At 22.8% G+C, this 21,331-nt stretch carries 20 protein-coding genes; 18 read left to right on the top strand and 2 right to left on the bottom strand.

The window, feature by feature from the left end; translation table 4 throughout:
• Position 1: 1 nt before the first annotated feature.
• The 9 genes from AACL15_RS03345 (at position 2) to AACL15_RS03310 (ending at position 11,448) form a co-directional block, all read left to right on the top strand.
• Positions 2 to 1,861 (top strand): hypothetical protein, encoded by a 1,860-nt coding sequence (locus AACL15_RS03345; RefSeq protein ID WP_339033430.1) that lies wholly within the window; start codon positions 2 to 4, stop codon positions 1,859 to 1,861.
• A gap of 16 nt (positions 1,862 to 1,877) precedes the next feature.
• On the top strand, positions 1,878 to 2,870 hold the full coding sequence (locus AACL15_RS03340; protein ID WP_339033428.1) for an ABC transporter ATP-binding protein: 993 nt from the start codon (positions 1,878 to 1,880) through the stop codon (positions 2,868 to 2,870).
• Between the two features lie 1,194 nt (positions 2,871 to 4,064).
• Entirely contained in the window at positions 4,065 to 4,427 is a 363-nt protein-coding gene (locus AACL15_RS05480; RefSeq protein ID WP_422398408.1) for an ATP-binding cassette domain-containing protein, read from the top strand.
• A 181-nt stretch (positions 4,428 to 4,608) separates the two neighbouring features.
• Positions 4,609 to 4,794 carry a hypothetical protein gene (locus tag AACL15_RS03335; RefSeq protein WP_339033426.1) on the top strand — a complete coding sequence of 62 codons (186 nt, stop codon included), beginning with the start codon at positions 4,609 to 4,611 and terminating at the stop codon, positions 4,792 to 4,794.
• A 378-nt stretch (positions 4,795 to 5,172) separates the two neighbouring features.
• Entirely contained in the window at positions 5,173 to 6,153 is a 981-nt protein-coding gene (locus AACL15_RS03330) for a hypothetical protein (protein ID WP_339033425.1), read from the top strand.
• A gap of 257 nt (positions 6,154 to 6,410) precedes the next feature.
• Positions 6,411 to 7,127 carry a hypothetical protein gene (locus AACL15_RS03325; RefSeq protein WP_339033423.1) on the top strand — a complete coding sequence of 239 codons (717 nt, stop codon included), beginning with the start codon at positions 6,411 to 6,413 and terminating at the stop codon, positions 7,125 to 7,127.
• An 80-nt stretch (positions 7,128 to 7,207) separates the two neighbouring features.
• A complete protein-coding gene (locus AACL15_RS03320) occupies positions 7,208 to 9,697 on the top strand; it encodes a glucose PTS transporter subunit IIA (RefSeq protein ID WP_339033421.1) in 2,490 nt (829 codons plus the stop codon).
• A 1-nt stretch (position 9,698) separates the two neighbouring features.
• Entirely contained in the window at positions 9,699 to 11,108 is a 1,410-nt protein-coding gene (locus AACL15_RS03315; protein WP_339033419.1) for a glycoside hydrolase family 1 protein, read from the top strand.
• Positions 11,109 to 11,211: 103 nt separating this feature from the next.
• A complete protein-coding gene (locus AACL15_RS03310) occupies positions 11,212 to 11,448 on the top strand; it encodes a S1 RNA-binding domain-containing protein (protein ID WP_053946295.1) in 237 nt (78 codons plus the stop codon).
• A gap of 191 nt (positions 11,449 to 11,639) precedes the next feature.
• Here AACL15_RS03310 and AACL15_RS03305 read toward each other — a convergent pair whose 3' ends face one another.
• Positions 11,640 to 12,635 carry an alpha/beta hydrolase gene (locus AACL15_RS03305; RefSeq protein ID WP_339033417.1) on the bottom strand — a complete coding sequence of 332 codons (996 nt, stop codon included), beginning with the start codon at positions 12,633 to 12,635 and terminating at the stop codon, positions 11,640 to 11,642.
• A 456-nt stretch (positions 12,636 to 13,091) separates the two neighbouring features.
• On the opposite strand from AACL15_RS03305, the gene AACL15_RS03300 reads away from it, so the two are divergent.
• The 9 genes from AACL15_RS03300 to pnuC all read left to right on the top strand — a co-directional run bounded on the left by AACL15_RS03300 (position 13,092) and on the right by pnuC (position 20,528).
• Complete coding sequence (locus AACL15_RS03300) at positions 13,092 to 13,583, top strand: hypothetical protein (RefSeq protein WP_339033415.1); 492 nt, start codon at positions 13,092 to 13,094, stop codon at positions 13,581 to 13,583.
• Positions 13,584 to 13,598: 15 nt separating this feature from the next.
• On the top strand, positions 13,599 to 14,045 hold the full coding sequence (locus AACL15_RS03295; protein WP_339033413.1) for a dual specificity protein phosphatase: 447 nt from the start codon (positions 13,599 to 13,601) through the stop codon (positions 14,043 to 14,045).
• 1,337 nt (positions 14,046 to 15,382) lie between these two features.
• On the top strand, positions 15,383 to 15,919 hold the full coding sequence (locus AACL15_RS03290) for a hypothetical protein (protein WP_339033412.1): 537 nt from the start codon (positions 15,383 to 15,385) through the stop codon (positions 15,917 to 15,919).
• A gap of 203 nt (positions 15,920 to 16,122) precedes the next feature.
• Positions 16,123 to 16,470: a hypothetical protein gene (locus AACL15_RS03285; RefSeq protein WP_339033410.1), complete on the top strand. Its 348-nt coding sequence runs from the start codon at positions 16,123 to 16,125 to the stop codon at positions 16,468 to 16,470.
• A gap of 62 nt (positions 16,471 to 16,532) precedes the next feature.
• On the top strand, positions 16,533 to 16,889 hold the full coding sequence (locus AACL15_RS03280) for a hypothetical protein (protein WP_339033409.1): 357 nt from the start codon (positions 16,533 to 16,535) through the stop codon (positions 16,887 to 16,889).
• Between the two features lie 24 nt (positions 16,890 to 16,913).
• Positions 16,914 to 17,507, top strand: a complete 594-nt coding sequence (yihA, locus tag AACL15_RS03275) for a ribosome biogenesis GTP-binding protein YihA/YsxC (protein ID WP_339033407.1) — start codon at positions 16,914 to 16,916, stop codon at positions 17,505 to 17,507.
• A 246-nt stretch (positions 17,508 to 17,753) separates the two neighbouring features.
• Positions 17,754 to 18,755, top strand: coding sequence for an ADP-ribosylglycohydrolase family protein (locus AACL15_RS03270; RefSeq protein ID WP_339033405.1), 1,002 nt, complete (start codon positions 17,754 to 17,756; stop codon positions 18,753 to 18,755).
• Between the two features lie 2 nt (positions 18,756 to 18,757).
• A complete protein-coding gene (locus AACL15_RS03265; protein WP_339033404.1) occupies positions 18,758 to 19,672 on the top strand; it encodes a PfkB family carbohydrate kinase in 915 nt (304 codons plus the stop codon).
• The gene (gene pnuC, locus AACL15_RS03260; protein WP_339033402.1) at positions 19,659 to 20,528 is read left to right on the top strand and encodes a nicotinamide riboside transporter PnuC; all 870 of its coding nucleotides are present in this window, start codon (positions 19,659 to 19,661) and stop codon (positions 20,526 to 20,528) included. The genes AACL15_RS03265 and pnuC overlap by 14 nt, the downstream gene beginning before the upstream one ends.
• 86 nt (positions 20,529 to 20,614) lie before the next feature.
• On the opposite strand, the gene AACL15_RS03255 is transcribed toward pnuC, so the two are convergent.
• Positions 20,615 to 21,262 carry a nitroreductase family protein gene (locus AACL15_RS03255; RefSeq protein ID WP_339033399.1) on the bottom strand — a complete coding sequence of 216 codons (648 nt, stop codon included), beginning with the start codon at positions 21,260 to 21,262 and terminating at the stop codon, positions 20,615 to 20,617.
• Positions 21,263 to 21,331 lie beyond the last annotated feature (69 nt).

The raw sequence follows: 21,331 nt of genomic DNA, 5'->3' as shown, positions 1-21,331 counted from the left end.
TATGAAAGATATTAAAAAAAATATTAGTTTTTTTACTATTTTTAAGTATCAATTTAAAAGTATTATAAGAGAAAAGACATTTATGATCATGTATTTAATTTCAATTAGCTTATCTTTATTAGTTGGTTTAATGTTAGCATTATTATCATCATCAGAGACAAAAGTAATTGTTTTTAACTATTATGTACTTATTCATACTTGTGCAATAGTAATATTAATTACAATGCGATTGATGAATTACTTTTTTTATATTAAAAAAGCTGATAAAACAATAAATATAATTTCAATACAACATTTAAAAAGAACTAAATTGTTTGTTGTTACTAATTTTGTAATTTGATTATACTGCTATTTATTATTTCTGTTAAATTATTTATTTATAAGTCTACTTAATTTTAATAATATTGTAGTTATAAGAATAGCTTCAGTGTATACTTTTTATTTATTTTTGATAGTTATTTTATTGTCAAACTTTATATTATTCTTATTTGCAATATCATCACCTCAATTAACAATAATTATTGTTACTTTATTAATGTCTTTTAGTTTTATATCAAGTTTACCTTATCAATTCTTGAAAACATCTGAAAAAAGTAAAAATCTTTCTTTTTCAGGAGAGGATGGTAATGTTACTTTAAGAGTAGATAATTTATATGAATCTTTTGATTTAGTATCTAGAATTAATAAATCAGAAATTGCATATCCAAATCTAAGCAAATATATTTTAGATTGTTTTTTAGAGAACAAGTTTAGAACAAGTACTTTTAGTAATGAAGAGGGTATTGAAATTAGAAAAAAAATTTGAAAAGATTTAGGTATAATTGATGATAATCCAGTTGTAATTAAATTTAAAGGTAAAATCTCATCAGTTCCATTTAATTCAGATATTTCAGATTGAGAATTTGGTGATGAAATTGAAGTAGAGACATTCTTAAAATATAAGTTCATTAGTTTAAGGGAGTTAAATAATTTAATAAATAAAACTGATCAAAAATTCATTGATGAAAATGGTCATAATAAATATTTAATACTGAAAGAAATTTATGAGTTTCATAATTTTATATATGATCACTTTTATAGTTTTCAAGAAAGATTTTATTACTTATTTGATGACTATATTCAACTAGAGTCATGTGAAAATTTTAATGAAAGTAAATGTTGAAACTTAATTAATGAACAAGGAAAATTAGAAAGACAAAAAAATGGCTATATTGAGTTAGTTAAAAAATCTAGTTCAAATTTAAATACCAAAGAAACAGAGAGTAATAAAAGAGCTTTTAAATTATCTTACTTAACTAATATTTATCAAAATTATTTTACTAATTTAGCGGGTTTAAGACTTCAAACTGAAGATGCGAAAAATATTGTTACAACAGATATGGACTCAAGTTATATTCAAGATGCGTATTCAGCTTTATTTAATCCTTTAATGATTACAACTAGAATTTTGGAGGACTACTTTATAAGTTATATTTCTAATTATGTAGTTGCAAGTACTTATACAATTAATGGTGATAGTGATGAATGAAAGGACTATATAAAGTCAAGAAAAATTTATAATGCTACTTTTAACTTTAATTTTTTATCAAATGTATTGCTAAATTATACATATTATTCTGGTCTTAGTTATGGTGATGTTTGATTTAATCCAGAAGTTAAGTCAAACTTAATCTTAGATAGCCAGAAGAATTTGTTGCTACCTTACAGTACTTTTACTTTTAAATTAAATCAAAATAAAATAGATGCACTTTCATATAATAATACAGCTAAACCATATTTTTATTTAATAGTACAATTTATAATAAGTGCTGTATTATTTGCAATAGCTTTTTATAAATTTAATAATGCTGACTTGCAGTAATAAAAGGAATAAGACAATGGAAAAATTAATAGTATTTGATAATTTTCAAAAAAAGTTTAAAAAAAATCTAATAGGACCTATTAGTTTTAATGTTGAAAAGGGAAAAATTGTAGGATTGCTTGGTTCTAGTGGTAGTGGTAAAACTGTTATTTTAAATGCTTTACTTGGAATAATAAAAAAGTATAAAGGAAAAATTGTAGTAAATAATTGGAATCGAAAATCACATAGCTATGAAAAAGCAAATAGAGTAATAGGTTACTATACTCAAATGGACTTTACATTACATGATATATCTGCATATAATTTTCTAAAAGATAGTTGTATGATAATGGGAATTAACAATAATAAGATAAAACCAAGAGTTCAATATTGAATGAAATTCTTTGATATTTGAGAGCATAGATCTAAAAAAATAAAGGACTTTTCATGAGGAATGAAAAATCGAGTGAATTTAATATTATGTTTTATAAAAGAGCCAGAACTAATTATTATGGATGAACCAGGAGCTAATTTAGACTCTTATTGAAGAAATAAGGTTAAAAACTTGTTAGTTGATTTTAAAAAACAGGGTAAAACAATAGTTATCACTGTTCATAATATTGATGAAATTTCAGATATTATTGATGATTATATTATTTTAGAAAGTGGTAAAAAAATTTTTGAAGGTTCAAAAGAAAGTATAGATATTTATGCTAAGTATAAAATATTTATTAAAGATCAATTTGATGTTAACTCTTTTAGAAATTATTTAATGCAAGAAAATATCCTATCTTTTAAATATGATAGTCACGAAAATTCACTAGTAATTGCTGCTAAAACTTATCGTCAAATTAATTACTTATTTTTATACTTAATTAAAAATAATTTGCCTTTAGTGAATTTTTTAAAGTTACCAATAAATATGGAATCTATTCATAAGGCTTTGGAAAATAAAGAGATAACAAAAGTTAATGATATTGAAAAATATAATTTAAAGCAAGATATAATAAATAAAAAAAATAAAAAATAATTGAAAAAAATTCAAAAATGGAAATTCAAAAAATAAATAAAATTTTATAATAATATTGAAACTGATGGGGTTATTTTTTATAATTTAACCCCATCTTTATTTAGGGTTAATCTTAGAAAAATTTGTATATTTATTATTTAGTTGATTTTAAATTAATAATCAATGATATGTTAAATATAAATTAGATAGATATGACTTGCTGTATCAAAAATAAATTTCTATAGTTTTATTTAAAAAATAATGTAAGTAATTAGATTTTTTAATATTCATTTATATAAAATTATTTATGCGAGTAATTATAATATTGGGTCGCCTCTATTGTATTTTTATAAAGTAAATACTTAATTAAAAAAACTGTAATGAAGGTACTTCACCATAATAAAATTTGAAGATATTTGATAGATAGAGCTTATTTAAATGTTCCGTCAATTTACTATATCCAAATTATGATCTATATAACTTAAATAGAATTTTAATATTATTTAAATGCATTTTATTTACCATTAAATCTTTCTATTTTATTCTTATATTTATCTCAATAAGAACGTTTAATATCAAAAACTTCTAACATTTTTTTTAATGAGACTTATTTTTACTTTCTTTGTTGCATGTAGAAGTCAAGAAACTTTTTTAGTATCTGATATTTCTTCTTATAATTTTCACTCTTTGTTATCCCACACTTTAATTGTTCTAAAGAACCACTATGATTTCTTTTTATATCTTAAAGTTTTTATTGTGCCTATAGAGATATTAAAATGTTCAGCAGTGATAAATATTGATCATTTATTGCTATATTTAACAACTATTTTTCTAAATTTGTTTGAGTATTTAGTAAACTCCTGTCCTTTTTTGCAATAAAAAAATGAACCTTCTCTTAGTATAAAATGTACAATTGTTTTTTTATTGTGCTTACTATTTTGGGTTCATTTTTTTACCATATAAAACTTATAATCTAAAGATAAAAAATGGTATAATAGACCTACAATCTTATGATATAGGTATAGATACATATTGGTATTTAATTGCTCAAATTGCTATTAGTTAAGTTCTATATTTTATTACTTTTTATAAATTTAATTCTTCAGATTTACAATAATAAAGAAAAAAGGGTGACAAAATATGAAAAATTTAATTGTTTTTGATAAATTTATTAAAAAAATTAAATTTAATACAATTGGACCAACAAGTTTTTAAATTGGAAAAAGAAGAATTTCAAGTCTTTTAGGTACAAGCGGTAGTGGAAAAACAGTTATTTTAAATTCTTTATTAGGTATATTTAAAAAATATAAGGGTAAAATAACAGTTGATAGCATAAAAAGAAAGCCACCAAAATATCCTAAGTCAAATAGAATTATTGGTTATTATACTCAAATGGAATTTGCTTTACAGGATATATCTGTTTATAATTCCCTAAAAGATAGTTGCATAGTAATGGGTGTAAAAAATAATAAAGTTAATGAGAAAGTAAAATACTGAATGCAATTTTCAATGTTTGAGAATATTATAAGAAAAAGATTAAGGATTTTTCATGAGAAATGAAAAATAGAGTGAATTTAATTATTTGTTTTTATAAAGACCAGAAATTATTATTATGGATGAACCAGGAGTTAATTTAGATTCTTATTGAAGAAATAAAGTAAAAAATTTATTAATTTAATTTAAAAATCATGGTAAATTAGTCATAATTGCTGTTCATAATATCGATGAAATTGCAGATATTATTAATAATTAAGTAATTTTGGAAAATGATAAAAAAATATTTGAAGGTTCAATTGACAAATTAAGTATATATTCAAAATACAAAATATTCATTAAAGATTTCCTTGACTTTAAGACATTTAGAAAATATTTATTGCAAGAAAATATATTATCATTTAAATTTGATTCCGATGAAAACTCATTAGTAATTGCAGCACAAATTTAACGTCAAATTAACTATTTATTTTTATATTTAATTAAAAATAATTTGCCATTAGTAAATCTTATAAAACTACCAATAAATATGGGATCAATTCATAAAGCCTTGAAAAGTCAAAACAGAAAAAATTAAAAATTATTGGATATAAAATTAAGATTAATATAAATTTTTATTTTATTCAGTTTGTATCTTAAAAAATTTAATAACGTAATAAATTTTTTTGAAAATAAATGAATTTATTATATAACATTAATTCATAAAATTAATTTTTAAAAGTTAATTAAAAATTTAATAACTCTATTTTTTTATTATATTTGTTATAAAATTTAATTATAATAAAAAAATGGGTGTGGGTGGGAATTTGAAAGAAGGGAAAATAAAAAGATGAAAAAACTTTTAAACACTTTAGCTATCTTTGGTTTAGGATTAGCTTCTGTAAATCAAGTTACTGCATTTACAATAAAAAATGAAGAGCATTCCTTAGCAATAAATGATGAATTTTCATTAAAAACAACTACTTCAAATTTTGAAGTAGATAATAAAAATGAACTTTTACCAAATAAAAGTTATGATAGAAAAAAAGAAATGCAAGAAAATTTAATTAAATGACAAAAGTATAAAAAGGAAAATAATATTAAAGATTTAAATATTGAAAAGTTAGAGGCCAAATTTGGAGCATTAGATAGTTCTGGCAATAATATTGATAAAAATTTTTATCAAAAACTATTAATTTCAGATAATGTAGAAGTTCAAAAATTAAACTTTTATGTTTATGATAAGGTAGATAAACAATACAGAGTAGATTTTATTGGTGATTTTAAGATAGATAATATTGAATATAAAAATATTTCACTATCTGGATATGACAAAAATCAATACTTTACATCTTGGCAAATTTTGAGTGATTTCTTTATTATTACTGAATATCAGATTTATGATTTACTAAAATTTCATTATAAAGAAATCGTTACTTTGGATTTAGGTATAAATGATTCTAAATCAGTATATGTGAAAACATTAAATGAATATAAATATTATTTCAATTCAAATCCAAAAGAAAAAGAAAAGATAGTGAAACCATATTGATCTTTTTCAAATATTAAAACTAAAGAAGAATTCAATGTCGATGCAAGAGCTTATAAAACTGACGATAGAGTGTTTACAGAAGAGGCTTCTGAAACAAAGGTATCAATTAGATTAATAGAGGATAGACCAGGTACTGAAACTAATGTTGTGAATTTAAATTGAGTTACAATACTCGAAAGCCCTGGAAATTTATCGGGAGCTGCTATTATTAAAAACTATGAACCTAATACTTTAAAAGGAGACTTTGAACTTTCTTTAAATGTAACATTAAAAAGATAAATTAATTTTTGTATTGTATATAAATAAATCCAATTTTAATTAAAGGCAATATAAAAGTACATGTAATTAAAAAAAGATAGTCAAATGAATCGTCTTTTTAAATAGAACTAAAATATTATAATTTAAAAATAATAATTTATAACCTAAATTTTAAAAATTAAATAGAATTTTAAATTTTCTGCTTAATTTTAAAGTTATGAGTTATTATTTTTATATAAGAGATATTATTTAAATAAAAATAATTAGAAAAGGTAATTATGATTTTTGATAAGTTAACTAAAATATCACAAAATACTGATAATAAGAATGATACTCTAATTGCAAAAAAGTTAATAGAAATGTATATTAATCAGAATTTCCTGTCTATAAAGGAATTTGCTGATTCTATTCATGTATCTGAAAGTTTGTTAACAGTGTTTTCTAAAAAACTTAAATTAAAGGGATATAGAGAATTAATCTCATTATTAAAATTTGAATTATTAGAACAAATATCTCCAAATTTAGATTTAGGTGAAGAAAATAAGGAGTTAAATATTTTTTCTCAAATGAAGAAAAATGTTTTTGATATCTATAATAACATTAAAGATTGCAAAGTTTATATATTAAGTTCTAGTCAATTAAAGTATTATTCTAATTTAATTGTTGAGTTATTTAATTTAAATAACATTGATACTATTAACATAGTTAATGATTATTTATTTTATACATATCTTGAAAAAGTTAATTCAGAAGACAGAATATTACTTTTTTTTGCAGGTCAAGGTAATGAAATACTAATTAAAATTTATGAAAAACTTATAAAAACAAATGAAAATATATTTATATTTTGCTCTAGTTCACAGAAATATAAACTTAATAGATATAAAAGTAGAGTTATTTTGGATTTAAAAGAATTTCCAAGTAATTATATTTATAGAAATATCTCAATGAGTTATATACTAGCATTTTTTTATGAAGCTATTAATTTACTTTAATTAATTTAATTTAAAAGAAAAAGGACTTAAGAGTCTTTTTTTAATTTTATTTTTAGAGATAATACTAATTGGAGGTTAATATGGAAAAAATAAAATTTTATGCACCATGTGATGGAAAAATTTTCAAAATCGAAGATTTAAAAGATGGTGTTTTTAGTGAAAAAATGCTTGGAGATGGTATTTATATAGAACCAGAATCTAATATTTTTTATTCACCATTTGAAGAAGCAAACATCAGTATGATTTTTGATACAAAACATGCGATGTTTATAAAGTGTAAAAATGGTCCAAACGTTTTAATTCATATAGGATTAGACACAGTGAATTTAAAAGGAAAACCTTTTAAAATTTTTACAGATATTAATAAACAAGTTTCTTTAAAAGATAAACTTGCTGAAGTTAATTTTGATATGATAAAGAAAAATAAACTTTCTCTTGCTACTCCAATAGTTATTGAAGAGAATCTAGAAGAGAATTGAAAATTTGTTTTAAATGAGAATGTAAAAAGTGTTAAAAAAGGTGATGAAATTGGTTATTTTTATTTAGATAATCAAAAGGATATCTTAAAAAATATAGATGCTCTCATATCTATAAATAAATATGATAAAGTAGCGGAAGAAATTTATAAATTTGTAGGAAGTTCTGCAAATTACTCCAAATTTTATAATTGTATGACGCGTTTTAGATTAATTATTAAAAATAAATCAAAAGTTGATTTAGAAAGTATAGAGAAACTAAGTTTAGTAAAGGGAACTCATTGAAATGGGGAAGAACTTCAAATAATTATTGGTGGAGAGGTTCAAAAAGTATTTACAGCTTTTACTATATTAAATGATAATCTTTTAAAAGAAACAAATGCAGTTAAAGTTAAAAGGCCTTTTAAAGAAAGAATTATGGCTGCTTTAGCAGGGGTTATGGTTCCTAATTTACCAATTTTTATTGGTGTGGGAATGTTAATGGCTGTTCAAAGTATTTTAATTCAAGCTGGAGTTTTAGTTAAGCCTGGGCCAGCTGGTTCATTAGAAGAAATTGATCACTTTAGTCAGTATTTTTACATTATTACTGATGTTGCTTTTAAATTTTTAGGGTTGTTTGTTGGTTATAACACAATTAGATATTTAGGTGGAAATTCTCAAATGGGGTTACTAATTTGTTTAGTTATTGCAAATCCATTTTTATTTCAAAATGCATCTCCTATTTGAACTTGATTCAAAATAGGAGATGTATCAATAGGGATTAAAGCATATGCTAATACAATATTGCCTTGTGTAGCTGCAATGATTGGATATTATTGATTAGATAAATGAATTAAAACTTGAATGCCATCAATGGTAGATATAATTTTTAGACATACACTTGCTTTTATTGTAATAGTAAGTGCAACATTCTTTTTTGTAGGACCAACATTAGGTCTTGTTGAATATGGAATTGGTTATGTTGTAAATCAAATTGGATTACTTCCCTTAGGAATTGGGGTTGCCATCTTTTCATTTGTTTGACAACCAGCAGTTGTACTTGGAATTCACATTGCTATTGCAATGCCAATTTCTCTACAAGTCCAACAACAAATTCCGCAATTATTAAGTCCAGGTTTAATGTATGGTGTTTATGGACAAGTAGGAGCTTTAATTGGTTTAATAATTAGAACCAAAGATGCTAAATTAAGAGCTATGGGAATTGCTAATATACCAGCAGGATTAATAGGAGTTTCAGAACCTATATTATATGGAATAAACTTACCAAAACAAAAACCATTTATGGCTGGAAATATTGGAGCTGCTATTGGTGGAATGATCTCTGGTATTATAGGTGTTAAAATGTATGTGCCAGGGGGTTATGGAATATTTTCAATAACAGGCTATATTCCTGGTGGAGCTGTTAATGTAGCAATGTTTTCAATGTGTTTATTAATAACTCTTGCTTCAAGTGCTTTAGTAACATTATTGATCTATAAAGAAAGACCTGATGAATTAAAAGAAATTCAAAAGATAAATAAATTATTAGTTTATGCTTATTGTCAAAGAAATAATCTAACTAAAAAAGAAGCTAATTCTCAATTAGAAGTCTTTTTATTAAGAACAAATAATTTCTTTTCAAAAGAAGAGTTAAAAAATATAAAAGAGTTAGAAAAAGAAATAATTATTTTAAATAAAAAAGAGGCTGTTTATGAAAAATATAGTGAGAAGTACGAACTACAAAAAAATAAATATCTTTTAAAATTAAAAAAATTACGTAAAACAGAAGAACTTGAAAAAATAAAAACTCTATATAGTACATTTGAAAACTTTGAAAAAAATAATAAACAAAAACAAATGTTAGAAGAAATTGACTTATTTAAAGAGAATGTTAAAGAAAAATCAAAATGATTTAATAGTAAGCAAGATGAGTTCATGGATTTAGTTTCTCAAAATACCATAAAATTTGCAAATGATGTAGAATTTTCAAATTTAGTTAAACTTAATAATCAATATTTTAATGCAATACATTCTTTGGATATAAATTATGGATTGACTCAAATTAATAATGATTATTTAAGAAAAAAAGATATCAAAATAAAGGCGGTTAGTTAATATGAAATTAAAGAAAAACAATTTTCCTAAGGATTTTCTATGAGGCGCTTCTATTTCAGCATTTCAATCTGAAGGAGCTTATAACGAAGATAATAAAGGGTTGTCTGTTCAAGATATAAAAAAATATGGAGATGATGTTAGTGATTTTAAAGTTGCTTCAGATTTTTATCATAAATATAAAGAGGATATTGCTTTATTTAAGGAACTGGGTTTAAAATCTTTTAGATTTTCAATTGCTTGGTCAAGAATAATACCAACAGGAGATGGCGAAATTAATGAAAAAGGATTGCAATTTTATGAAAATTTAATTGATGAATTAATTAAAAATAATATTGAACCAATTCCAACTTTATATCACTTTGATTTACCTCTCTCTTTACAAGAACAAGGTGGGTGAAACAATAGGGAATTAACAGTAAATGCCTATTTAAAGTACGCTGAGACACTATTTAAGCGATTTGCTAAGAAAATAAAGTACTGAATTACATTTAATGAACAAAATGTAATGATTATGATTGGAAGTAAAGTTTCTATTTTAAATGGTTCACAAAGTTCAATAAATGAAAAAGAATTGTATCAGCAATCTCATAATATGTTTATTGCTCAAGCTAAAGCTGTTGATTTATTAAGAAAATACTCTACACAAGCAAAAATAGGTCCTGCACTGAACAATGTTTGTATTTATCCCGATTCTAAGAAGCCGGAGGACTATTTAAGTGCTCAAAATGCTAGTATAATGAGAAATTGATACTATTTAGATGCCATTGTTAGAGGAATTTATAATCCAATTGCTAAAAAGTATTTTTTAGATAATAATCTTATGCCAGAAATATTGGAAAATGATCTAGATATTCTTAAAAAAGGTAAACCTGATTTTTTATCAATAAATTACTATACATCAGGAACAGTAAAAGAAAATCAAGAAGATACTAATAAGGCAATTAAAATAGATCAACAAACCATGTTTGATATTAATGGCTTATTTAGCTATTCAAAAAATGAATATCTAGGAAAAACAGAATATGGATGAGCAATGGATCCAATAGGTTTAAGAATTACATTAAGAGAGGTATATGAAAGATATCAATTACCATTAATGATTTCTGAAAATGGACTTGGATTATCAGAAGAACTTGATAATCAAACTGTTAACGACCAAATGAGAATTGAATATTATCATCAACACATTGAACAATTGCAATTAGCAATTTCAGAAGGTGTTGAAGTTATTGCATATAACCCCTGAAGTGCCATTGACTTAGTATCTTCTCATCAAGGGTTTAAAAAACGTTATGGTTTTATCTATGTAGATAGAACAGAAAGTAACTTAAAAGAGCTAAAAAGATATAAGAAAAAATCATTTTACTGATATAAGGATTTAATATCAAAAAATGGTGATATTTTTAAATAAAATAGCATTTTTGCACACTAAAGTATTTATTTTTAAATTTCTTTTAATTTATCTACCTTTATTCGTAAAAATAGTTTATAGTTATTGTAAAGGAGAACGAAACATGGGTACAATTGTAAATATTACTATTACTAAAATTGTCGATTTCGGAGCATTTTGTGATGCTGAAATTGATGGTAAAATCTACAAAGGTCTTATTCATATTTCAGAAATTGCTGACGCTTACGTAACAAACGTAGCTGACTATGTAACAGTAGGTCAACAAATGGATGGATATGTTATTTCAGTTGATGAAAGCAAAGACCAAGCTAAGTTATCATTAAAAAGAGTATCAAAATAATATAATTTAGCTTTTATTTAAATAGGGTTTTGGTTTTAGTAATAATATTACAATTGTCTTGCTTTATGTTAAATTTCTAAATAATTTATTAATGATGTCGTTTTAATTAATATGGCTAAAAAAACTTCTGTAAAGAAGTTTTTTTTCTTTTTATAATGAATAGAGTATAAAAAAAAGTTTTATAAAACCTTTTAATTATTGATAAAACCAATAGTTGTATCAATATAATCTTGTAAATTTTTATGCATTGAACTTGAATGTTTTGCATTTTCATATAACTTAATTTGACTCAATTTAACTTTTTCAACTAAGTTTTTTAAAGAATATAGAACAACTGAATTATGATATAAAATGAAATCATCTTTTTTACCATGAATAAATAAAATTTTTAGATCATTTATATTATTATCTTCTTTTAGTAAATTAACATCTTTAATGTTCATTTTAGCGTATTTTCTAAAATTATGATTAATTCCTAAGGACATTAATCATCAAGGGATTAACATATATTTTTGTAAAAAGAATCTAATTTGTGGAACAGCTTGAGTGAATGGACAGTCGGCAATTAGTCAATCTATTTTATTTTTTTCATAGTATTTCTTTGCAAAAAATATTGCACTAGTAGCACCCATGCTTGTACCAAAAACTCCAATTTCCTGAACTTCAAATGAGTTTTTAACTCAAATAATTACTTCATTAAGTACTTTTGAATTTGTAAGTCCAAAATCAGAGTATTTGCCATAAGTTGAACCATGAGCGAAAGCATCAAAACAAATAATATTATAACCTTTTTCATAAAGATGAAAAACTCCTCTTAAACCCATATACTTATTTCTTTTAAAACCATGTAGTCCAATAACTCATTTTTTTGAATCTTTATTTTTCACAATTAGAGCACTAATTTGTTCACTAGAGGGACCAATATTGAATTCTCTAATTTGTTCTTTTTTAATGTTAAAATTATTAATTTTTTTGACTTCTAAATCATAGAGTAAGTGATCATAGGTGTTAAATTCAACACCTTTGTATTTTCCTTCTCTTGTATACTTAAACAAGTAAGGTACAAAGATAATAGAACATAAAATTGATAAAATTAATACAATAGGAAAAAGAAGAATCATTAATGTAATATTTAATCAATTATAGTGATATTTTTTTATTTTTTTAAAACTTTTTTCATAATTCATTTATATCATTCCTTTAATAATATTTTAAAGAAATTTCTGTAAAAACTATTAATTTATTATAAAAAAAATATACTTATCTATTTTTTTTTATATTTTCCAAAATCGTTTTAAATTTGTTCCTACTTATTTCTTTTTTATTATGAAGATATAAAATTAAATTGCCTTATTTAGAATAGGTAGGGTTAAATAACTATTGTTTAAATATCTTGAATTTTATATTTACTTAGATTTGAATTAATATATATTTTTAAAATAAAAAAGAGATAGCAAATTAAAATTGATATTTTTTAAAAAATACAATATAAATTGCAGTCTATTAAAAGAGGACAAAGAAAAATTATATTTTTAACAAGTATTTTATATATCACCTAACTATATATAAAATAAATTTAATTATAAATAAAATAACTAGTCAAATGCTAGTTATTTTATTTATAATTTTATTGAGGACAATTTATGGAAAAGAAATATTTTTTGAAGCAATTAAATATAGAATTAAATAAGGGTAATTGTAGTGAAATAGAGTTTTATGAACCAAAAGATTCTGGTGACTTAAAAGAGATATATAAGGTCTCATTTAGAAATAATGACTATAAAGTTATTAGTCTATATATAGTTTTTGATAATAGAAACTGATTAATAAAAGCAAGTAATCAAAACTCACTAAGTTATTATCTTGATTTAACTAATAAATCAGAAGAAGAAAGTCAAGAATTATTTGATTTATATCTAAGAAATCCTAGCATTTTAGGTTTAAATGAAATTATTCCAAGCATTCAATTGGGTCCAATCTTATTATTAGAAAGTGTTATTGATGATGAAATACATATTTGTGTAAGAATTATTAAAAATAAAAATGTTGAAGTTCAAAGTGTAACTAATTTTGATTGTTTATTTATAGATTCAGCTTCAGAATTTTTCTCAAAATTCTTACCGATATGAATTTAAGAAAGGATAAAAACAATGAGTAAAAAAATAGTTGAAAATTTATATCTTGGAGATATGAACAGTATTCCAAATGACTCACAATTAATTTTAAGTTGTGCTCAAGAAATTTTCCTTGATCAAAATCCAAAAGAAGGAGAAAATAAATTAATCGACAAAAAAAGTAATAGAATATTTTATAATTTTGAAGATTATCCTTATTTTGAAGATATTGATGAGTTACTAATTTTGGATGCAATAAAGCAAATTGAAGATAATATAGAAAATAAGAAAATTTATATTCACTGTATTTGAGGAGTTAATAGAAGTGCAAGTATTGTTTTTATGTACTTAGTAAGAAATAAGATAATAGAAGCTAATTCTTATTTTGATGCTCAAAAGAAATATTGAAAAATTTATCCTAATCATTCACCAAATCCTGGTTGAAAAAAATACTTAGAGATTAATTTTCCATATAATTTTTAAGATATTAATTTATAAAAAATCTATAATAAGTTCAGAATGTAGTTTTATAGACATTTAAAGAACCAGTATTTTAACAATTGTAAAGAATGGTTTCTCTATCAATTATATTAAGAATCAAATCTATTAATTCATTAATGTAGAAATAATTGTCTATTTAAAAGAGTTTTATTGGATTTATTGCTTATTTTACTTAAAATAGTGATTATAAACTCAAGAAAGTTTATATAAAGATAGCAGGGTATTTTTTTGAAATTATAGTATTTTTTTCTCCATTTTACTCTCATTTTTTTTTTTTTTTTAAAAAAAAAAAAAAAAACTTTTTTAAGCTAGTGTTTTTGGGACTTTTTTGGGACTTTTTCCTTTTATTTTATTGCAAAATAAAATAAAAGGAATAAAATAATTATGTCAAAAAGAATTACTATCAATGGAGATATAAAAATATTTTGACTTATATCGAATATACTAAAATGTTGTTTTCGATTGATATTTTATAATATTGCTTAATTATGTAAGTACTTTAACAGATGATAACTAAATTAAAAAAACTCTATTTTTAAAATAGAGATTTAAGTGAAATTTTTTAAATTAATTAAAATTTTCATAAAAAAAAGGGAATATATTTATATTATCTTATTTGTCATATTTTAATTGATGTATATATACATTCAATTAAATGACTTAATTAAAAATGATAATAATTATATTTCCCTGCAGTTATTATAAACTTGGGAGGGCTTACAACAACTATAATATTTTGCTGTTAATAAAATTAGCAAATTAACAGCTAATATAAATATATCAAAAAAAATAATATTTATAAACTTTTTTTAAACATAAAAATAATAAAAAAACATAAAAAGTCTTTTATGTTATCTATTTATTATTGATTATTTATTTAAATAATCAATAATAAATAATGTAAAGTATTTTAAGTACTTACAAAAGATATTAAAAATAATTTAACAAACGAATTATTAAAAAAGTACTGATTTTATTAAAGAATAGAATCTCCAAGCTTTCTTGTTTGTTTTAATTCAAAATTGAAACAAAAGGGTGTAAGGGTGGGATCAGGAAGCTACAAGTTAATGCTACTTGTAAAAAATGCTTTGAAAAAAGCAAATAAGTACCTAGAACAATTCAAGTTGTTAAATTTAAAATTATTTTACCCTTAAATAGTTTTAGTCCAGATTTAGGTCTGGACTTTTTTTATTGTTTTTTTTCATAATAAGATAAAGGTAATTAAAATTATGATGCTAATAGCTTTATTTTGAACTATTTAAAAGTGAAAAATTCAAAATTATAATTGTTATAATATAAATAAAAAAGGGGTTAAAACTATGACAAGTAAAAATATAGCAGTTATTTTTATAGTTTTAATTTGATTATTAATGGTATTTTTAACAGGAATCTTGGCATTAATTTTTAAAGATAAATATAAAAACTTTAAAAGTGAAAATTTAAAGCAAAAGCAAGAATTATGTGAATTAAGACAAAAATTTAAACTTAAAGAAGTAGCAATTAAGTTTGAGTTACCGAAGAATGAAAAATGCTATTTTTTTTTGAACAACTTGCAGTTTCATAAAATTAAGTTAAAAAATAAAAAGTCAAAAGAAAACTATAGTAAAGAGTTAAAAGAATCAAATATTAACTCTTCAATTTATATAACAAATGAGAGAATAATGATTCAATTAAAAAAGCAGTATTTTGAATATAATTTGCTAGATGTTATATTTTGTAATTATTTACTCATCTATGTCAAAAAAAAATGAAATAAATTTATTGAATTAGAAGTGGATAATGATAAATATATTTTCTTATTAGAAGATTTTAACTTATTGTTTACAATTAATGAATTAGGAAAGGGAGGTAAATAATTATGATTTACTCAAGTTTTTGAAGTGGAAGTGTTATAAGTGGCTATATTTTTTCCATACTTACTTCAATTACCTTAGTAGTTTTTTTTACTTTCTATTTTAATAGAATTAGAAAAATGAGTTCTCTATGATCAGAAAGTAGATATTTTAATAAGAAGCTATCATTTTTTTTAAAATATTATTTTTTTATAGGATTTATATCAATGTTTATTTTATTAACATGTTTCTTTATTATAAATTTAATCTTTAAAGATATGAAATATCTAGGTCTTGCTTTTACAATTTGTTACTTGTTTTATACTCTTCAAATACTTATTTATATACTAATATTAAATATTAAGCAAAATTCTATAGTAGCATTTGAACATGACAATAAGTTATTCTTGTTTAATGAAATTATTAGTTTACAAAGTATTATTGAAATAAAATATAATCTTAAAAGAACTCTAATATTCATTACTTATAAGGATGAAAATGAGTTTGAAGATATTATTAAATTAAATTATAGTTTAGAACTATATGATTTTTTAATAAAAATAAACTATAAATAAAACATTTTTAGTGAATAAAATGTTTTATAATAATTATATATAATTAAGATCGGGGTAAAAGTATGCTAAAAAAAATCTTAAGTAATGAAGAAAAGAAAATATTTTCAGAAAAATCAAAAAAAGCAATGAAAAGCAAAAATTATCAAAAATATATGGAATTTGAAATTGCTTATTTAGAGTCATTAAAAGAAAATAAAGGTAAAAGTAAATTACGTAATAAATATCTAAATGAGCAAAATCGGTTTTTAGAAGAAACAATTGAAACACAAGAAGATTTAGTAGGAAAACTTAGATTATTATACGAATCAGAAATTTCAAATAAAAGTGATACTAATTTACAAGCACGAGATGAAATGTTTGAAGAAACAGAAGACTTTGAAAAAATGTTAAAAGAAATTGATAAAATTTTATCTTTATAATTGAAAAGTGGAGAACAAAACATTATGATAAAGCAAGCAAAATTTATTACATCAGCTGCAAATAAGAGTGGTTGATTACAAGATAATATCAAGGAAGTGTGCTTTATTGGTAGAAGTAATGTTGGTAAATCAACTTTTATAAATGCACTTACAAATCAAAATAAACTAGCTAAAACTTCATCTACACCTGGTAAAACAAGATTGTTAAATTTCTTTGATATCAATAATGGTGAATTTAGAATTGTTGATGCTCCAGGTTATGGTTATGCTAGAGTAAATCGTGATCAAAAATTAGCTTTTGGTAAAATGATGGATGAATATTTAACTAATAGAGAAGATTTAAAATTTATTTGTCAATTAGTTGATTTACGTCATAAACCAACTATTGATGATATTGAAATGTATAATTTTTTTAAACATCATGAGATAAAGGTATTTATAGTTGCTACTAAAAGAGATAAATGTAAAAAAAATGATATTGTAAAAAACGAAAAACTTGTAAAACAAACTTTAAACTTAGATCCAGAAGATAAATTTCTAGCAATATCTTCAACTGAAAAAAATAACCTAGATAAGGTTTATGAAATTTTTATGGAAATGTTTGAAAATAATAAATAAAAAAAGTATAAAAATAATGTTTTTAATTTTTTAAATTATCTAAATATTGATTAGATGGTGAATTCTATGCTTCAAAAATAGTAGATAAATTTTATAACTTATGAAAAAAGATTTTTTTTTTTTTTTTGTTTGTTTTCTTAAATTTCATAATTAATTTATTTTAAAACAGTATTATAATTAAAATTGTTAGAGTCTTAGTGTGCAGCAAACTAATTTCAATATTTAATAATAGGTTTAGGAGAGAATATGAAAAATAAAATAGAAGGTGTAATTTATGGTATGGCTATTGGTGATGCCATGGGAATGCCTGCTGAGTTATGAGGAAGAAATAAAGTTAGAAATTTCTTTAAAGGTTATATTACCGAATTTTTAGATGGACCTCAAGAAAATGATATTGCAAAAAATTATAAAAAAGGTCAATTTACTGATGATACTGCACAAGCATTAGTAATTTTAGATGCTTTATTTGAAAATAATTTTATTCCAGATAAAAAAATAATTGCAAATAACTTACTGATTTGAGCTGAAAAAAATAATGCTTTTGAACAAAACATTTTAGGTCCAACTTCAAAAGAAGCTTTAAAAATGATTAAAAATAATTTAGAGCCAATTGAAATAACAAAAAAAGCATTAAGTAATGGATCAGCAATGAGGATAGCACCAATTGGTTTATTATTTAAAAAAAATCAGCATCAACAATTAGTAGATTATGTTTTTAGAGTTTCACAAGTTACTCATACAAGTGATATTACTATTTCAGGAGCTTCAATAATTGCTATGTGCGTTAATTCAGCACTTTACAAAAGTAACTTTGAAGAGATATTAGAGGATTTATATATCGTTGATAAATTAGCTTTACAAGTAGGAAGTGAAACATATAGTCCTTCAATGACTAAAAGAATCAAATTAGCAATTGAAATTGCAGATCGTTTTAAAGGTAAAGATATTGAATTTATTGATGAATTATATGATGTTATTGGAGCAGGGGTAAATATCAGTGAATCAGTTCCTACAGCAATTGCAATTGCATATTATGCTAAAAATGTAAATAAAGCTGCATTTCTTGCAGCAAATTTAGCAGGAGATACAGATACTATTGGAGCAATGGCTTGTGCAATTTGTGGAGCATATACTGGTATTGAAGAGATTGATAAAAATTTTGTTAAAATAATTAAAGAAAGTAATGAAATAAATTTTGATTTTTATATTAAAAAAATTGAAGCTTATTTAAAAGAAAAAGGTATTTAAGAATGAAAACTTTAATTATCGGTTCTGCAATTGTTGATATAATGATGAAAGTTGAAAATTTACCACAAAGGTCAGGTGATGTTGTTTCTAAAGAGAGAGCAATAAGCGTTGGTGGTTGTGCTTATAATGTAGCAAATACTTTTAAATTATTAAATCAAGATTGTTCTTTATTTGTTCCAATTGGGCAGGGAGTTTTTGGATCAATTATTGAAGAGCAACTTATTAAAGATAATTATGAAATACTTTTAAAAAAAGATTACAAAGACAATGGTTATTGCATTGCATTAATAGAACCAGATGGTGAAAGAACTTTTATAACTTATTCGGGTTTGGAAGATGATTTTGAAAAAGAGTGATTTAATAATATTAATTTGAATGAATATGAAAATATTTATTTTGAAGGTTACAAAGCATATAGTAGTGGTGGAGAAAAAATAGTTAATCGATTAGCTAAATTAAGTAAAAAAAATATTTATTTTTGTCCAGGACCAATGATAACGTCAATAAATAAAAGACTAATGAAAAAAGTTATGAGTTTAAATCCGATTTTGCATTTAAATGAAAAAGAAATTATTGACTATACAAATATAAAAAATTTAGATGAAGCTATAAAAAGTTTGTATTTACAAAATAGAAATGTAATTTATGTTACTTTAGGTTCAAATGGAGTAATTTGTTATGATGGAAAAACTTTAGTTCGAGTAGATGGAATTAAAGTAAAAAAAGTCAAAGATACACTTGGCGCTGGTGATGCTCATATTGCAACCATTATGTTAAGTTTATCAAATGGTAAAACAATGGAAAATTCTTTGAAGTTAGCAAACTTAGTTGCAAGTAAAATAGTGGAAGTACAAGGAGCTAAAATTGAAGATGTCAAAGTAATCAAGTACTTAAGGGAGCAATATGAAAAATACTAAAGATGAAACAAATATTAATATTGAAGAACAAATTTCAAAAAGACAAAATGGCTTTATAAAATTTTTAAAATCTGAATTAACAGGTTGAAACCAATTTGAGATTTTACTTTTATTTATTTCTACAGCTTTAATATTAACTCTAGGAATAGTTGCAAAAGATAAGGCGATTGCAATAATTGCAGGTATAACTGGTACAATTGGTGTTATTCTTGGAGCAAAGGGAAAAATAAGTGCTTTTATTGTGGCAACTATTAATTCTGTTTTATATATTATAATTCTTATTCAAGGATCCTTGTTTAGTTCAATAATATTACATGCAGCATTCTATATACCAATGAATATAATTGGTTTTGGTCTTTGATTTAGAAAAAGAGATAATAAGGGAGATGTTATGTCAAGATTTTTATCATGACCTGCAATTATATTGGTTTATTCAACTTTAATTATAGTTTGAGTTACTTATTCCTTATTAATGATTAAGTTTAGTGAAGCAAATAGTATATGATTTGATTCATTTATTTTAATGGGAACTATAATGGCAATTATCTTAATGATTTTTCGATATGTTGATCAATGAACATTATGATTATTAACAAATTTAGTAAGTTTAATTATGTGAACTTTTATTTTGATTAATATTGAAGATAGCTTATTTGAAAAATCTACAGTAATTATTTTTATAATTCAATATGCTTCAAGTTTAATTAACTCTATTTACGGATTTTGAAATTGAATCAGATTAAATAAAAATAGTAAAAGGTATCAAGTAAAAATACTTAATAAAGATGATTATGAAAAATTAACTAAGGGTCAAAAAATAGGCTATAGGTTTGATAAATTTTTTACAAAAAAATAAATTATACTTTTTAATTTTAAAAATTTATTTATAAATTAAAAAACCAACATTTAAATGTTGGTTGAATAGATATTAAATTATATTTTTTATTTAACTATTTTATAAGCTTTTTCAACAGGTCTTCTTGTTTTTGAAAATGAGTGATGAAATTCTTGAGTGGTGTCTACTTTTCCAATAAACATTCCAACTAAAACTTTTTCATTTTCTAAATTTATTAAATTATGTTTTGCAAGAACTTGTCCCACCATATTTGAATCCAATCCTTCACTTGGACAAACATCAATTTCCATTTCTTGTGCAGTATTAAGCACAGTTCCTAAAGAAATATATGCTTGTCTTGCAGCTCATTCATTAATAGACATATCTAATGAAGTAAGTACTGCATTAACTCCTCCAATCATTGTTTCTCTAATACTTTCAAAACCATCTGGAATATTTCTTTCAGTTTGTTCTTTAAAATGAATATTTTTTAAATATTCTTCCCTGTAAGCAACTCAAATAATTATTGCAGAAGCTTGTGTAACTCCAACTTGGTTTCATCAACCAGCTAATATTTCTTCTCTTATTTCTTTATTTTCAATTAAAAGAACTTTAAAAGGTTCCATACCAAAAGAACTTGGTGCTCATCTAATAGATTCTAATAATTCAGTTTTTTGTTCATCAGATAATTTGAATTCCTTTTGGTATCTTTTAGCTGAAATACGATTATTTAATAATTGCAAACTTTTTGTCATTTTCTTTTTCCTCTCTTTTAAGAAACACTAAAAAATTTAATTACTCGGAAGTAGGGATATTAAATTTTT

It is taken from the genome of Spiroplasma endosymbiont of Cantharis rufa (assembly GCF_964019665.1).
Lineage (GTDB): Bacteria > Bacillota_I > Bacilli_A > Mycoplasmatales > Mycoplasmataceae > Spiroplasma_A.
The sequence above is the reverse complement of the archived record's forward strand: the minus strand, read 5'-3'. Positions and strand labels throughout refer to the sequence as shown.